The 16,311-nt window shown below is 42.6% G+C and carries 6 protein-coding genes, 1 tRNA gene and 3 rRNA genes; 5 read left to right on the forward strand and 5 right to left on the reverse strand.

Translation table 11 applies throughout. From position 1 onward, the window contains the following. Positions 1-35: 35 nt before the first annotated feature. Positions 36-977: a TIGR01212 family radical SAM protein gene (locus AVFI_RS11110; protein ID WP_063652530.1), complete on the reverse strand. Its 942-nt coding sequence runs from the start codon at positions 975-977 to the stop codon at positions 36-38. A gap of 565 nt (positions 978-1,542) precedes the next feature. On the opposite strand from AVFI_RS11110, the gene gltB reads away from it, so the two are divergent. The 4 genes from gltB to AVFI_RS11130 all read left to right on the forward strand — a co-directional run bounded on the left by gltB (position 1,543) and on the right by AVFI_RS11130 (position 9,727). After that, positions 1,543-6,090 (forward strand): glutamate synthase large subunit, encoded by a 4,548-nt coding sequence (gltB, locus tag AVFI_RS11115; RefSeq protein ID WP_188863585.1) that lies wholly within the window; start codon positions 1,543-1,545, stop codon positions 6,088-6,090. Then, on the forward strand, positions 6,090-7,562 hold the full coding sequence (locus AVFI_RS11120; RefSeq protein ID WP_188863584.1) for a glutamate synthase subunit beta: 1,473 nt from the start codon (positions 6,090-6,092) through the stop codon (positions 7,560-7,562). Before gltB ends, AVFI_RS11120 begins: the two co-directional genes overlap by 1 nt. Positions 7,563-7,730: 168 nt before the next feature. Further along, the gene (locus tag AVFI_RS11125) at positions 7,731-8,162 is read left to right on the forward strand and encodes a DUF1499 domain-containing protein (RefSeq protein WP_041941377.1); all 432 of its coding nucleotides are present in this window, start codon (positions 7,731-7,733) and stop codon (positions 8,160-8,162) included. A 336-nt stretch (positions 8,163-8,498) separates the two neighbouring features. Further along, positions 8,499-9,727, forward strand: a protein-coding gene (locus tag AVFI_RS11130) for an IS3 family transposase (protein WP_408580437.1) whose coding sequence is annotated in 2 segments (ribosomal slippage) — positions 8,499-8,862 and positions 8,862-9,727 — 1,230 coding nt in all. Because the reading frame shifts where the segments join, the coding sequence is not laid out codon by codon here. Positions 9,728-9,945: 218 nt separating this feature from the next. Here the strand turns inward: AVFI_RS11130 and rrf are convergent. The 4 genes from rrf to AVFI_RS11150 all read right to left on the reverse strand — a co-directional run bounded on the left by rrf (position 9,946) and on the right by AVFI_RS11150 (position 15,131). Continuing rightward, positions 9,946-10,061: ribosomal RNA gene (gene rrf, locus AVFI_RS11135) — 5S ribosomal RNA — on the reverse strand. 114 nt (positions 10,062-10,175) lie between these two features. Continuing rightward, positions 10,176-13,066, reverse strand: a 23S ribosomal RNA gene (locus AVFI_RS11140). A gap of 369 nt (positions 13,067-13,435) precedes the next feature. Then, positions 13,436-13,511 (reverse strand) — tRNA-Glu (locus AVFI_RS11145). A 67-nt stretch (positions 13,512-13,578) separates the two neighbouring features. Beyond that, positions 13,579-15,131, reverse strand: a 16S ribosomal RNA gene (locus tag AVFI_RS11150). Together the 16S, 23S and 5S rRNA genes with 1 tRNA gene alongside form the textbook arrangement of a ribosomal RNA operon. Positions 15,132-15,597: 466 nt before the next feature. On the opposite strand from AVFI_RS11150, the gene mtnN reads away from it, so the two are divergent. Further along, positions 15,598-16,293 (forward strand): 5'-methylthioadenosine/S-adenosylhomocysteine nucleosidase, encoded by a 696-nt coding sequence (mtnN, locus tag AVFI_RS11155; protein WP_005420787.1) that lies wholly within the window; start codon positions 15,598-15,600, stop codon positions 16,291-16,293. Positions 16,294-16,311: the final 18 nt, after the last annotated feature.

Here is a 16,311-nt window from a genome sequence, read left to right on the forward strand (position 1 = left end):
TCACATAAATAATATCAGGGTTAGATGCATTTGAGTTATTTTTTCAGCTCTGGGGCAGTATATTTGAAAGGTTGATCAATCAATGAACCTTGAGGACCACTATTATTTAATGCCATACCGACATTAGTTAATCCTAACCATCTTGGTTCACACCACAATGGAGATAATAGTGTTGGTTGACGTGCGGTTGCTGACACTCGGTGATAAACCACTTCAGGTGGCGTTAAACGAATAAGCTCACAAGCAATATCAACATATTCATCCATTTCTGGCGCATCGAGTTTGCCAGCACGCCATGCTTTTGCCATTGTACTACCTTCAACAATATGCAAAGGATGCAATTTAATACCATCAGTTCCTGTCGCTAATACTTTATCTAACGTTTGGCGGTTATCATCTCTAGTATCACCAGGTAATCCAATAATTAAATGCGTACATACTTTAATACCTAAAGAGCGAGCTTTACGAGTAATGGCATCATAACAAGCAAAATCATGTCCACGATTAATACGTTTCAATGTTTTATCATTCGCTGTTTGTAGACCTAGCTCTAACCATACTTCATAGCCATCGTCGACGTACCCTTTAAGCAAATCTAATACCGCATCTGGAACACAATCAGGACGAGTGCCGACACAAAGCCCGACAATATTGGCAGCTTTTAACGCCTCTTCGTACATATTTTTTAAAACTTGTACTTCAGCAAAAGTACTTGTATAAGCTTGAAAATAAGCCAAATACTTTTTCGCCCGCTGAACTTCACCCGCTCTATCGGTCAATTGATCATGAATCGATTTAAATTGTTCTTGTTCGTCAGCAAATGAAGCAACATTACAAAATGTACAGCCACCTTTACCTATTGTTCCATCTCGATTCGGGCAGCTAAATCCACCGTGCAACGTCAGTTTATGTACTTTTTCGCCATATCTGCGTTGTAAATCTTGTCCAAAAGTATTTGCTAATTCGTGAAGTTGCATTGGAGTAACCAGTATTAAATCAAGCACTTACTTTACAAATAAAAAGAAGTTTTCTTGTTATTTATGAAAGTTGCTAACTCGTTTGTAAAAAAAGACCGTAAATAATAACGATATTCCGCTATCTCTATTCTAATTTATATCAATAAAAGTCGCATAAACTGGCAATTATTAGAGGAAAACACCGTTTTATATTAAATATTTATTCATTTTGATGAAAAAAAGTGAAATTTACGTGCAACTTTAGTTGGTATTTAATATGACAAAAATGTAGGATAGTTACATCGTTAATTAGTTTAATTTGCCACCAATATGGTTATTGGGGCGTTTCGATAGTGATATCTACCCTCTTTAAACAAGTACTACGGATAAAAGTATTTGATGGATATCACAATGGATTGGTTAGTTTGCACGTCACAATAAGTGATGCCAGTAAACACCAGAATGGATTCAAACTTGCAACCTCTTGAGACTAACTCACTGCAAGTTCGATTTGAAAATTAGCAAAGGACTAGACAGAAACTTACGTAGAGAAGTTGTGTCTGCATTAAACTGGAAGGAAGTATCTATGGTAGATAGAGAGCAGAATGCACAAGGCATGTATACTCCAGAACTGGAGCATGATGCGTGTGGTATCGGTTTTGTCGCTCACCTAAAGAACCGCAAATCTCATGATGTGGTAACTCAAGCACTTGATATGCTAGCTCGAATGGAGCACCGTGGCGGTCAAGGCTGTGATCCATGCAGTGGTGATGGCGCGGGTATTCTTTTACAGAAGCCACATGAGTTTTTATTAGAAGAAGCCGTTAAACTCAGCATTAAATTACCTTCTTTTGAAAAATATGGTGTTGGTGTTGTTCTATTCCCTAAAGATGAACACAAACGTCAACAATGTAGAGATATTTTAGAGCGTAATGCACAACGCTTGGATTTAGAAATCCTTGGCTACCGCGTTCTTCCTGTCGATAACTCAATGCTAGGAGATGATCCTCTAAGCACAGAACCACAATTTGAACACGTATTTATTTCTGGTGGCCCATCAATGAGCCCTGAAGAACTAGAACGTAAATTATATGTTTTACGTAACTATACAGTTCGTGTGTGTTTAGAAAGCATTTCAAATATCGGTGATGATTTTTACATTAACTCTCTATCGTACAAAACCTTGGTATATAAAGGTCAATTAACGACTGAACAAGTACCACAGTACTTCTTAGATTTACAAAATCCAACGATGGTAACAGCCTTAGCGTTAGTTCACTCTCGTTTCTCAACCAATACTTTCCCTCGCTGGCGTTTAGCTCAACCATTCCGTTACATTGCACATAACGGTGAAATCAATACAGTTCGTGGTAACTTAAATTGGATGAAAGCGCGTGAAGCGATCATCGAATCTGATTTATTCACTCAACAAGAAATTGATATGCTACTGCCTATCTGTCAAGAAGGCAGCTCTGACTCATCTAACTTTGATATGGCTTTAGAGCTTCTGGTTCTTTCTGGCCGTAGCTTGCCACATGCACTAATGATGATGATCCCTGAAGCATGGCAAGAAAATAAAAACATGGACCCAACGCGTCGTGCATTTTACCAATACCATGCAAACGTAATGGAACCATGGGATGGCCCTGCTTCTGTTTGTTTCACCGATGGTGTACAGGTAGGTGCAACGCTTGACCGTAATGGTCTTCGCCCTTCTCGTTATACTGTGACAAAAGATGATTTCCTTGTCATGGCTTCAGAATCAGGTGTTGTTGACATTGCACCTGAAAACGTTGAATTCCGTGGTCGTTTACAGCCAGGACGTATCTTTGTTGCTGATTTAGAGCAAGGCCGCATTATTTCAGATGAAGAAGTAAAAGATGGTATTGCTAACGCACAGCCTTATCAAAAATGGGTTGAAGAAAACCTATTAAGTTTGAATAAACTGCCTGAAGCAACAAACCAATTCAGTCAACCATCTCCTGAACGTCTACTAAACCGTCAACAAGCGTTTGGTGTGACATCAGAAGAAGTAAACGAAATTATCCTGCCATTAGCAAAAACTGCGTATGAACCCTTAACTGCAATGGGTGCCGATTGGCCATTAGCGATTCTTTCACATCAATCTCAGCATTTATCTAACTACTTTAAGCAATTATTTGCACAGGTAACTAACCCGCCGATCGATCCGATCCGTGAGCGTATGGTGATGTCTCTGAATACCTATTTAGGTAAAGATCAGAACTTACTGACTGAAACACCTGAACACTGTCAAAAAGTAGAACTTGAATCCCCTGTTCTTTCTAACTCTGAGTTAGAAAAGCTTCGTGCGATTGATAACGAACACTTACAAGCTAAAACGCTTGATATCGTTTTCCAAGCAAATGAAGACGCAGGCAAACTTGAACGAGCACTTAAACGTATTTGTCAGTATGCAGAAGATGCTGTAATCGATGGTTACTCTATTATCCTTCTGACAGACCGTGCAGTGAACTCAAACCATGCTGCAATTCCTGCAATGCTTGCTGTAGGTGCTGTTCATCACCATCTAATTCGTAAAGGTTTACGAGCTAAATGTGACATAGTTATTGAAACGGGTGACGCTCGTGAAACTCACCATTTTGCAACACTCGTTGGCTATGGCGCTAACGCAGTAAACCCATACCTTGTTATTGAAACCATTGTTGAACTGCAGAGAACAAAGAAACTTGATCCTGAAGTATCAACAAAAGAATATTTTGATAACTACCGTAAAGGGGTTAATGGCGGTTTACTTAAGATCTTCTCTAAAATGGGTATTTCAACACTGCAGTCTTATCATGGAGCTCAAATCTTTGAAGCGCTTGGTATTAGTAAGCCAGTTGTTGATAAATACTTCACTGGTACCGTTTCTCGTATCCAAGGTCTAACGATTGATGATATCGCAAAAGAAGTACTTATCCGTCACCGTGTAGGTTATCCAACGCGTGAAATCCCAGTGCAAGTTCTTGATGTTGGTGGTGTATACCAATGGAAACAACGTGGTGAAAAACATCTGTTTAATCCTGAAACGATTTCACTACTACAAGAATCAACTCGTAATAAAGATTACGCTCAATTTAAGAAATATGCGAAAGCAGTAGATGATCAAGGTGATGATGCAGCAACACTACGTAGCCAACTTGATTTCATTAAAAACCCTGCAGGTTCAATCCCTCTAGAAGAAGTAGAGCCAATTGAGAATATTCTGAAACGTTTTGCAACTGGTGCAATGTCGTTTGGTTCAATTTCTCATGAAGCTCACTCAACACTTGCAGTGGCAATGAACCGCATTGGTGCTAAATCTAACTCAGGCGAAGGTGGTGAAGACCCTATCCGTTTTGAGAAGAAAGATAATGGTGACTGGGAACGTTCAGCTATCAAACAAGTCGCATCTGGTCGTTTTGGTGTTACCTCTTATTACCTAACTAACGCTGATGAGCTGCAAATTAAGATGGCTCAAGGTGCAAAACCAGGCGAAGGTGGTCAACTACCTGGTGATAAAGTCGATGATTGGATTGGTGCAACACGTCACTCTACTCCTGGGGTTGGTCTGATTTCACCACCGCCACATCATGATATTTATTCTATCGAAGATTTAGCACAACTTATCTACGATCTGAAAAATGCCAACCGTAAAGGACGCGTTAACGTTAAGTTAGTATCTGAGGCGGGTGTTGGTACTATCGCTTCTGGTGTAGCGAAAGCAAAAGCCGATGTGGTTCTTATTGCTGGTTTTGATGGTGGTACAGGTGCATCTCCAATGTCATCTATCCGTCATACCGGTCTTCCATGGGAGCTAGGTCTAGCAGAAACACACCAAACGCTACTGAAAAATGGTTTACGTAACCGTATCATTGTTCAGTCAGATGGCCAAATGAAAACACCTCGAGATCTTGCAGTAGCAACGCTTCTTGGTGCAGAAGAATGGGGTGTAGCAACGGCTGCTCTTGTCGTTGAAGGCTGTATCATGATGCGTAAGTGTCATAAAAATACGTGCCCTGTAGGTATCGCAACGCAAAACAAAACACTTCGTGAGCGCTTTGATGGACGTGTTGAAGACGTGGTGACGTTCTTCCAATATATGGCTGAAGGCCTACGTGAAGTGATGGCAGAACTTGGTTTCCGCTCTATAGATGAAATGGTTGGTCAATCTCATAAACTTAAGGTTCGTGATGACATCGGTCATTGGAAATATAAAAACCTAGACTTAACACCGGTTCTTCATATTGAACAACCACGTGCTGAAGATGGTATTTATAACCAAATTCAACAACAGCATAACCTTGAAGATGTTCTGGATCGCAAACTTATCCAAGCCGCAATTCCAGCATTAGAACGAGGCGAAGCCGTTACTGCTGAATTTGACATCATTAATACAGACCGAAGTGTCGGTACTATGCTGTCAAACGAGATTTCAAAAGTGTATAAAGACCAAGGTTTACCTCAACCGATGAACGTTAAATTCAACGGTTCTGCAGGTCAAAGTTTGGGAGCATTCCTAGCTAAAGGCGTGAAATTTGAAGTTGAAGGCGATGCGAACGATTACTGGGGTAAGGGCCTATCAGGTGGTACGCTAGTTCTTTACCCAGATGCTAAATCAACGATTGTCGCTGAAGATAACATTGTTGTTGGTAACGTTTGTTTCTACGGTGCAACGTCAGGTGAATCTTACATTCGTGGTATGGCTGGTGAACGTTTCTGTGTTCGTAACTCAGGTGCCAAAGTGGTCGTTGAAGGTGTTGGTGATCACGGTTGTGAATACATGACTGGTGGGGTTGCTGTTATCCTTGGTTCAACGGGTCGTAACTTTGCTGCTGGCATGAGCGGTGGTATCGCTTATGTTTGGGATAAATCAGGCGATTTTGAATCCAAACTAAATCCTGAGCTTGTTGATTTAGACCCTATTGAACAAGAAGATAAAGATCTTCTATTAGAAATGCTAACCAAGCATGTTGAATTCACAGGAAGTGAAGTTGCTCAGTCTTTCTTAGATAACTTTGAAGCTAACTTAGCCTCTTTGGCTAAAGTAATGCCGCGAGATTACAAAGCGGTACTTCAAAAGCGTAAAGCTGAAGCACAACAAGCACAAACGGAAGAAGTGGAGGCAGTATAATGGGTAAGCCTACTGGTTTTTTAGAGCATGGTCGTGAACTTCCAAAGAAGATCGACCCTAGTGTTCGAATTCAAGACAATAAAGAATTCGTCTTAAACGAAGAGTTTGGCGACAAAATTAATACTCAAGCATCTCGCTGTATGGATTGTGGTGTACCGTTTTGTCATAACGGATGCCCTATCGGTAACATTATTCCTGAATTTAACGATGCCGTTTATCGTGATAGTTGGGAAGAAGCATGGAAGATCTTAAGTTCAACAAATAACTTTCCAGAATTTACTGGTCGAGTATGTCCAGCTCCTTGTGAAAGTGCCTGTGTTCTTGGTATCAACCAAGATCCAATCACAATTTGTAATATCGAGAAAACAATTGTAGAGACGGCATATCGTGAGGGCTACGCACAACCGAAAAAACCTCGTTCACGAACAGGTAAAACGGTAGCCATTGTTGGTTCAGGTCCTGCTGGCCTAGCAGCAGCAGAGCAACTTAATAGTGCAGGCCATTCAGTCACCGTATATGAGCGTGACGAAAAAGTAGGTGGACTACTTCGATTTGGTATTCCAGATTTTAAATTAGGCATGGACATTATTGATCGTAAAATCAATTTAATGGCTGATGCAGGTATTAAGTTCGAAGTTAATGCTCATATTGGTATTGATGTTAATGCACAGCAATTACGCCAAGATTTTGATGTAGTTCTACTTACTGGTGGTTCTACCGTGCCACGAGATCTACCTATTCCTGGTCGTGACCTCAATGGGGTTCACTTTGCAATGGAGTTCCTAGGTCAAAATAACCGCCGTGCTAATAACATGGATTTAAAAACCAAAGAAATCCACGCTAAAGGTAAACACGTTGTGGTTATTGGTGGTGGAGATACAGGTTCTGACTGTGTTGGTACTTCCAATCGCCATGGTGCAGCAAGCATTACTCAGGTAGAGATCATGCCGATCCCACCAGAAAAACGCCCTGCAAATATGCCTTGGCCTCAATATCCGATGATCATGAAAACAACCACTTCTCACGAAGAAGGTTGTGAGCGTCATTGGAATATTTTAACCAAAGAATTTATCTCTGATGATGCTGGTAATGTAAAAGGTCTTCGTATTGCAGATATCGTTTGGCAAGATGCGAAGCCAGGTGAACGCCCAGGTTTTGATGAAGTTGCAGGCAGTGAACGAGTTATTCCTTGTGACCAAGCCTTCTTAGCTATGGGCTTCTTACATCCAGAACCAACCGGTGTATTAGCGCAATTAGACATCAAGTTAGACGATCGTGGTAATGTGGCTACAGAGGGCTTTGCGACAAATCAGAAAGGTGTTTTTACGGCAGGAGATATGCGAACAGGACAATCTCTGGTTGTTCGTTGTATTAATGAAGGTCGTGAATGTGCTCGTGAAATAGATAGCTATTTAATGGGTGGCTCTAATTTAGAAGCAAAAGCGGATTCATTAATGCTTTCTGCTTCATAATTTACTAAATTCAGGTTTCCTTCCAAACCTTTGGCCAACATTTCGATGTTGGCCTTTTTTCTGCTTCATAGCTAAAAACCGACAATTTAAATACGATTTTTAGTATTTTGTACTTATACTTCTTTAATAAACACCTAAATCTATAATAAAAAGTGATTAATTATATTTATGAAAAAATTACTTCTCACTCTAGTTAGCTCTTCATTACTTGTTGCTTGTAGTCAAAGGACGGAATCAATGGAAGACAAATCAATCGCTCCTTGTGGAGATAAACCCAACTGCATATCAACACTCGACGAGCGTGAGGAGTTTACTGCAAAACCCTTTATATTAACTAGTTCAGCAAATATGAAAGCAATCAGCCATATTGCCAGCCAATTAAAAGGAGCTAAATTAGTTGATATTAATAATGATTACGCTCGCATTGAATGTACAAGCTCTATATTTCGTTTTGTTGATGACTTAGAGCTACGAATTTACGGTAATACTCTTATTGTTCGCTCTGAATCGCGAACAGGTTATTCAGATTTTGGAGTAAACCGGAAGCGAGTGGAAAAACTAAGAGCATTATTAGAAGAAAAGGGACTGATTTCCCAATAAAAAGCCTAACCAACTGAACTGCCACTTCGCAGTGTCAACTTCACTTATTCCTGTTTCTATAGACGTAAAAAAGCCCTAATCTTTCGATTAGGGCTTTTTCAAATAAGTGGCTACGTTAACGGGACTTTCTATCGACCTTGAAAGCGACACGTCCCCCGGCGTGACAGGCCGCTAAGCTCTCCAATAAAAAGCCTAACCAACTGAACTGCCACTTCGCAGTATCTACATTCACTTATCCAGTTTCTACAGACGTAAAAAAGCCCTAATCTTTCGATTAGGGCTTTTTTAAATAAGTTGTCTCGTCCTGAAATGTGTTTACACATTTAGGACTTTTATATGACAAATCAAGAAAAAACAAAGAATAAGCGAACTCAACGCGATTATTCATTAGGCTTTAAATTGCAGCTTGTTGCCGCTATAGAAAAAGGCGATATGACCTATAAGCAAGCTCAAAACATTTATGGCATTCAAGGTCGATCTACCGTACTTACTTGGTTAAGAAAACACGGTAAGATGGACTGGTCTCAATCACCTAAGATTATTATGCCTAAATCCCCGAAAGCGAAAGAATCGCCTGCACAAAAAATTAAACGTTTAGAGCGAGAGCTTGATGATGAAAGAATGCGTAATTTATTACTTAATGAAGTAGTGAATATCATGGACGCAGAACATGGTGCAGGCCTTAGAAAAAAGTATATTGCCAAGGAGCAAGAAGTCTTCAAAAGCAGAAAATGATCAGCTTAGAGCGAGCTAGTCAGCTACTTGGCATTACAAGACAATGTATATACCAACAAGAACGTAGAGCTCTGAAACGTGCCGTTGAACTTTCACCGGTTAAAAATATGGTGCAAGAAATTCGTCGATATATGCCTCGTATTGGAGGTAAAAAATTATATTTTTTACTTAAGCCCAAATTCATCACTCATGGCATAAAGTTAGGCAGAGATAACTTTTTTTCCTATTTAAGAAATGAGTGCTTATTAGTAAAACCTAAACGAAGTTATACAAAAACTACCTATAGTAAGCATTGGATGAAAAAACATCCTAATTTACTTAAAGAAGTAACACCTCAAGCATCTGAAGAGGTTTTTGTTAGTGATATCACTTACGTTCAATCACAAAAAGGTATTCATTATTTATCTTTAGTAACAGATGCTTATAGTCGAAAGATAATGGGATATGAATTAAGTGATGAAATGAAAGCTACTGATGTAGTCAAAGCTCTTGATATGGCGATAGATAGCCGTCAATATCAAAGGAGTACGATTCATCATTCAGACCGAGGATTACAGTATTGTTCAAAGGTTTATCAGGAAAAATTGAATAAAAATGATATTAAGCCATCAATGACGGATGGTTATGATTGCTATCAAAATGCATTAGCAGAGCGAATAAATGGGATACTTAAACAAGAGTTTCTTTTGTATGACTGTAAAGATTTAGAGGAGTTAAGGCATTTAGTTGAAGAATCTATTTTTATTTATAATGAAATGCGGCCACATTTAAGCTTGGGAATGAGTACACCAAATCAAGTACACAAAAAAGCCAAGTGCGTACGCACTTAGCTTTCAATTAAAAATCGTCAACGTATTTTAGGACGAGACAAGTGGCTACGTTAACGGGACTTTCTATCAACCTTGAAAGCAACATGTCCCCCGGCGTGACAGGCCGCTAAGCTCTCCAATAAAAAGCCTAACCAACTGAACTACCACTCCGCAGTGTCTATTCAGCATATTGCTATTTTTGATTTTACTTTTTATCAAAAAGTAAAAATAAATTGGAAGCCTGGCGATGTCCTACTCTCACATGGGGAAACCCCACACTACCATCGGCGCTATTACGTTTCACTTCTGAGTTCGGCATGGGATCAGGTGGGTCCATAATGCTATGGTCGCCAAGCAAATTCTTTCTCTTTATTTAATAAAGAGTATCTGGAAAGCTATATTGTGTTCTTAATCACATTCAATTCGTTTCTTGCAACTTTAAATCCGTTCAAACCCCCTTGGGTGTTGTATGGTTAAGCCTCACGGGCAATTAGTATCAGTTAGCTCAATGCCTCGCAGCACTTACACACCTGACCTATCTACGTCGTAGTCTCCAACAACCCTTTAGGATACTTAAAGTATCAGGGATGACTCATCTCAGGGCTCGCTTCACGCTTAGATGCTTTCAGCGTTTATCGATTCCGAACTTAGCTACCGGGCAATGCCACTGGCGTGACAACCCGAACACCAGAGGTTCGTCCACTCCGGTCCTCTCGTACTAGGAGCAGCCCCCTTCAATCATCCAACGCCCACGGCAGATAGGGACCGAACTGTCTCACGACGTTCTAAACCCAGCTCGCGTACCACTTTAAATGGCGAACAGCCATACCCTTGGGACCGACTTCAGCCCCAGGATGTGATGAGCCGACATCGAGGTGCCAAACACCGCCGTCGATATGAACTCTTGGGCGGTATCAGCCTGTTATCCCCGGAGTACCTTTTATCCGTTGAGCGATGGCCCTTCCATTCAGAACCACCGGATCACTATGACCTGCTTTCGCACCTGCTCGAATTGTCATTCTCGCAGTCAAGCGGGCTTATGCCATTGCACTAACCTCACGATGTCCAACCGTGATTAGCCCACCTTCGTGCTCCTCCGTTACTCTTTGGGAGGAGACCGCCCCAGTCAAACTACCCACCAGGCACTGTCCGCAACCCCGATAAGGGGCCAACGTTAGAACATCAAGCATACAAGGGTGGTATTTCAAGATTGCCTCCACAAATACTGGCGTACTTGCTTCAAAGGCTCCCACCTATCCTACACATGTAGGGTCAATGTTCAGTGCCAAGCTGTAGTAAAGGTTCACGGGGTCTTTCCGTCTAGCCGCGGGTACACTGCATCTTCACAGCGATTTCAATTTCACTGAGTCTCGGGTGGAGACAGCGTGGCCATCATTACGCCATTCGTGCAGGTCGGAACTTACCCGACAAGGAATTTCGCTACCTTAGGACCGTTATAGTTACGGCCGCCGTTTACTTGGGCTTCGATCAAGAGCTTCGACCGAAGTCTAACCCCATCAATTAACCTTCAAGCACCGGGCAGGCGTCACACCGTATACGTCATCTTACGATTTAGCACAGTGCTATGTTTTTAATAAACAGTTGCAGCCACCTGGTATCTGCGACTCCCGGCAGCTTAGAGAGCAAGTCTCATCACCGCTAGGAGCGTACCTTCTCCCGAAGTTACGGTACCATTTTGCCTAGTTCCTTCACCCGAGTTCTCTCAAGCGCCTTAGTATTCTCTACTCGACCACCTGTGTCGGTTTGGGGTACGATTCCTTACAATCTGAAGCTTAGAGGCTTTTCCTGGAAGCATGGCATCAATGGCTTCACTACCGTAGTAGCTCGACATCGTATCTCAGCCTAGTGTATTCCCGGATTTGCCTAAGAATACAGCCTACATACTTGAACTTGGACGACCGTCGCCAAGCCCACCTAGCCTTCTCCGTCCCCCCATCGCAATTGTAAGAAGTACGGGAATATTAACCCGTTTCCCATCGACTACGCCTTTCGGCCTCGCCTTAGGGGTCGACTTACCCTGCCCCGATTAACGTTGGACAGGAACCCTTGGTCTTCCGGCGAGCGGGTTTTTCACCCGCTTTATCGTTACTCATGTCAGCATTCGCACTTCTGATACGTCCAGCACGCTTTACAACGCACCTTCAACCGCTTACAGAACGCTCCCCTACCCAATACAGTAAACTGTATTGCCGCAGCTTCGGTGTATAGTTTAGCCCCGTTACATCTTCCGCGCAGGCCGACTCGACCAGTGAGCTATTACGCTTTCTTTAAATGATGGCTGCTTCTAAGCCAACATCCTGGCTGTCTGAGCCTTCCCACATCGTTTCCCACTTAACTATAACTTTGGGACCTTAGCTGGCGGTCTGGGTTGTTTCCCTCTCCACGACGGACGTTAGCACCCGCCGTGTGTCTCCCGGATAGTACTTACTGGTATTCGGAGTTTGCAAAGGGTTGGTAAGTCGGGATGACCCCCTAGCCTTAACAGTGCTCTACCCCCAGTAGTATTCGTCCGAGGCTCTACCTAAATAGATTTCGGGGAGAACCAGCTATCTCCAGGTTTGATTGGCCTTTCACCCCTAGCCACAAGTCATCCGCTAATTTTTCAACATTAGTCGGTTCGGTCCTCCAATTGATGTTACTCAATCTTCAACCTGCCCATGGCTAGATCACCTGGTTTCGGGTCTATATCCAGAGACTGAACGCCCAGTTAAGACTCGGTTTCCCTACGGCTCCCCTAAACGGTTAACCTTGCCACTGAATATAAGTCGCTGACCCATTATACAAAAGGTACGCAGTCACACCACGAGGGTGCTCCTACTGCTTGTACGTACACGGTTTCAGGTTCTATTTCACTCCCCTCACAGGGGTTCTTTTCGCCTTTCCCTCACGGTACTGGTTCACTATCGGTCAGTCAGTAGTATTTAGCCTTGGAGGATGGTCCCCCCATATTCAGACAGGATATCACGTGTCCCGCCTTACTCGTTTTCACTGATGATGAGATGTCGGTTACGGGGCTATCACCCTGTATCGCGGCACTTTCCAGAGCCTTCACCTGTCTCATTAAAAGCTTAAGGGCTAACCCAATTTCGCTCGCCGCTACTTTCGGGATCTCGGTTGATTTCTCTTCCTCGGGGTACTTAGATGTTTCAGTTCTCCCGGTTCGCCTCACTACGCTATGTATTCACGTAGTGATACGTGCTTATGCACGTGGGTTTCCCCATTCAGAAATCCCAGACTCAAATGGTTTTTACTACCTAATCTGGGCTTATCGCAAGTTAATACGTCTTTCATCGCCTCTGACTGCCAAGGCATCCACCGTGTACGCTTAGTCACTTAACCATACAACCCCAAGAGGTTTCGTATGGACCATTTGCTTTCACTTTTAAAAAGTGAAGACAAAACAGCAACCAAGGTTGAACTCGTCGCTATCTCTGTATAAAAGATAGGGAGTTCTGGTTTTTCGCCGGATTCAAAATACAAGAACACTTGAATGTGTTGTTCTTCGTTTTACAAAGTAAAACAAAGGATATTAAGAACTTTTAAATTTTGATTTAACTTAATTACAGCCTTGAGCTGTTTTGTTTTACTTTATCAAAAGTAAAAATAAATTAAGCTAAATCAGTCAGCTTTCCAAATTGTTAAAGAGCGATTTCACGCTTATGCGTGTAACCATTTTTAAAGACACTCAAAAGAGAGAATATTTAAAGATGGTATCCCGTAGGGGAGTCGAACCCCTGTTACCGCCGTGAAAGGGCGGTGTCCTAGGCCTCTAGACGAACGGGACACTAAGATACTCTAAATTTAAAACCTAATTAATCTGTGTGAACACTCATAAATCGCAATCTATCGTTTAAGGAGGTGATCCAGCCCCAGGTTCCCCTAGGGCTACCTTGTTACGACTTCACCCCAGTCATGAACCACAAAGTGGTGAGCGTCCTCCCGAAGGTTAAACTACCCACTTCTTTTGCAGCCCACTCCCATGGTGTGACGGGCGGTGTGTACAAGGCCCGGGAACGTATTCACCGTAGCATTCTGATCTACGATTACTAGCGATTCCGACTTCATGGAGTCGAGTTGCAGACTCCAATCCGGACTACGACGCACTTTTTGGGATTCGCTCACTATCGCTAGCTTGCAGCCCTCTGTATGCGCCATTGTAGCACGTGTGTAGCCCTACTCGTAAGGGCCATGATGACTTGACGTCGTCCCCACCTTCCTCCGGTTTATCACCGGCAGTCTCCCTGGAGTTCCCACCATTACGTGCTGGCAAACAAGGATAAGGGTTGCGCTCGTTGCGGGACTTAACCCAACATTTCACAACACGAGCTGACGACAGCCATGCAGCACCTGTCTCAGAGTTCCCGAAGGCACTAAGCTATCTCTAGCGAATTCTCTGGATGTCAAGAGTAGGTAAGGTTCTTCGCGTTGCATCGAATTAAACCACATGCTCCACCGCTTGTGCGGGCCCCCGTCAATTCATTTGAGTTTTAATCTTGCGACCGTACTCCCCAGGCGGTCTACTTAACGCGTTAGCTCCGAAAGCCACTCCTCAAGGGAACAACCTCCAAGTAGACATCGTTTACGGCGTGGACTACCAGGGTATCTAATCCTGTTTGCTCCCCACGCTTTCGCATCTGAGTGTCAGTGTCTGTCCAGGGGGCCGCCTTCGCCACTGGTATTCCTTCAGATCTCTACGCATTTCACCGCTACACCTGAAATTCTACCCCCCTCTACAGCACTCTAGTTCACCAGTTTCAAATGCGGTTCCGAGGTTGAGCCCCGGGCTTTCACATCTGACTTAATGAACCACCTGCATGCGCTTTACGCCCAGTAATTCCGATTAACGCTCGCACCCTCCGTATTACCGCGGCTGCTGGCACGGAGTTAGCCGGTGCTTCTTCTGTAGGTAACGTCAAATGCTGCAGCTATTAACTACAACACCTTCCTCCCTACTGAAAGTACTTTACAACCCGAAGGCCTTCTTCATACACGCGGCATGGCTGCATCAGGCTTTCGCCCATTGTGCAATATTCCCCACTGCTGCCTCCCGTAGGAGTCTGGACCGTGTCTCAGTTCCAGTGTGGCTGATCATCCTCTCAGACCAGCTAGAGATCGTCGCCTTGGTGAGCTCTTACCTCACCAACTAGCTAATCTCACCTGGGCTAATCTTAGCGCGAGAGGCCCGAAGGTCCCCCTCTTTGGTCCGAAGACATTATGCGGTATTAGCTATCGTTTCCAATAGTTATCCCCCACACTAAGGCATATTCCCAGGCATTACTCACCCGTCCGCCGCTCGACGCCCTTAACGTTCCCCGAAGGTTCAGTTAAGTCGTTTCCGCTCGACTTGCATGTGTTAGGCCTGCCGCCAGCGTTCAATCTGAGCCATGATCAAACTCTTCAATTAAAGTTTTTTTGGTTGCTCTGTCTTTTCTATAAAGAGAAGCAGAAACAAAACCGACTCAATGATTAATACTGATTGTTACATAAAAGTAATTTTGTGTAGTCACTCAGTTCATTGATATCTTGTTTACTTTCATTTTAAAAAATGAAAACAAACTGGTTTGATTATCAATTCACAAGTGCCCACACAGATTAATAGGTTTCTAATTTTTAAAGAGCTTACTAACAAAGCAGACTGTGATGTGAATCACTCTCTCCGTGTCAGTGGATGCGCAGTATAGGCGTATCAGATTTTGATGCAAGCATTTTTATTAAAAAAATAACCAACCGAACAATAAATAAACACAACGTTCAAAATACAAGCAAATTTACTTATTTATTTCAGAATAAACATCAAATTCCATATCTCCTAAGTACTATATACCTATGTTACAATCATCTACTACTCTAACTTTTATTGAGATATAAACATGAAAATTGGCATTATTGGCGCTATGGAACAAGAAGTTGCCATTCTTAAAGACAAAATTGAAGGTCTATCAACAATAACTAAAGCTGGTTGTACTTTTTATACTGGTACATTAAATGGCGCTGACGTTGTTTTATTACAATCAGGGATTGGTAAAGTTGCAGCAGCAGTTGGAACCACTCTTCTTATTGCTGAGCATAATGTTGATGTCGTTCTTAATACAGGTTCTGCGGGTGGCTTTGATTCATCATTAAATCTTGGTGACGTGGTCATCTCAACAGAAGTTCGCCACCACGATGCTGACGTAACTGCTTTTGGTTACGAAATGGGACAAATGGCTCAACAGCCAGCTGCATTTATTGCTGACGAAAAGCTAATCACAACTGCTGAGCAAGCGTTAACTGAAATGAGTGATAAGCACGCTGTTCGCGGATTAATTTGTACTGGTGATGTTTTTGTTTGTACTCCTGAACGCCAAGAGTTTATCCGTACTCACTTCCCTTCAGTAATTGCAGTAGAAATGGAAGCCTCAGCGATTGCTCAAACATGTCACCAATTCAATACACCTTTTGTTGTCGTTCGAGCTATTTCAGACGTAGCAGATAAAGAGTCACCAATGAGCTTTGATGAATTCCTTCCTCTTGCAGCACAAAGCTCATCAGAAATGGTATTAAACATGGTTACTTTATTAAAGTAATCTTATTTAATTGAGTCA

This window comes from Aliivibrio fischeri ATCC 7744 = JCM 18803 = DSM 507 (assembly GCF_023983475.1).
Lineage (GTDB): Bacteria > Pseudomonadota > Gammaproteobacteria > Enterobacterales > Vibrionaceae > Aliivibrio > Aliivibrio fischeri.

Bases quoted from the DNA above. Each gene is read 5' to 3' on its own strand.
- AVFI_RS11110 (WP_063652530.1), bottom strand. From the start codon at position 977: ATGCAACTTCACGAATTAGCAAATACTTTTGGACAAGATTTACAACGC.
- gltB (WP_188863585.1), top strand. From the start codon at position 1,543: ATGGTAGATAGAGAGCAGAATGCACAAGGCATGTATACTCCAGAACTG.
- mtnN (WP_005420787.1), top strand. From the start codon at position 15,598: ATGAAAATTGGCATTATTGGCGCTATGGAACAAGAAGTTGCCATTCTT.
- AVFI_RS11125 (WP_041941377.1), top strand. From the start codon at position 7,731: ATGAAAAAATTACTTCTCACTCTAGTTAGCTCTTCATTACTTGTTGCT.
- AVFI_RS11120 (WP_188863584.1), top strand. From the start codon at position 6,090: ATGGGTAAGCCTACTGGTTTTTTAGAGCATGGTCGTGAACTTCCAAAG.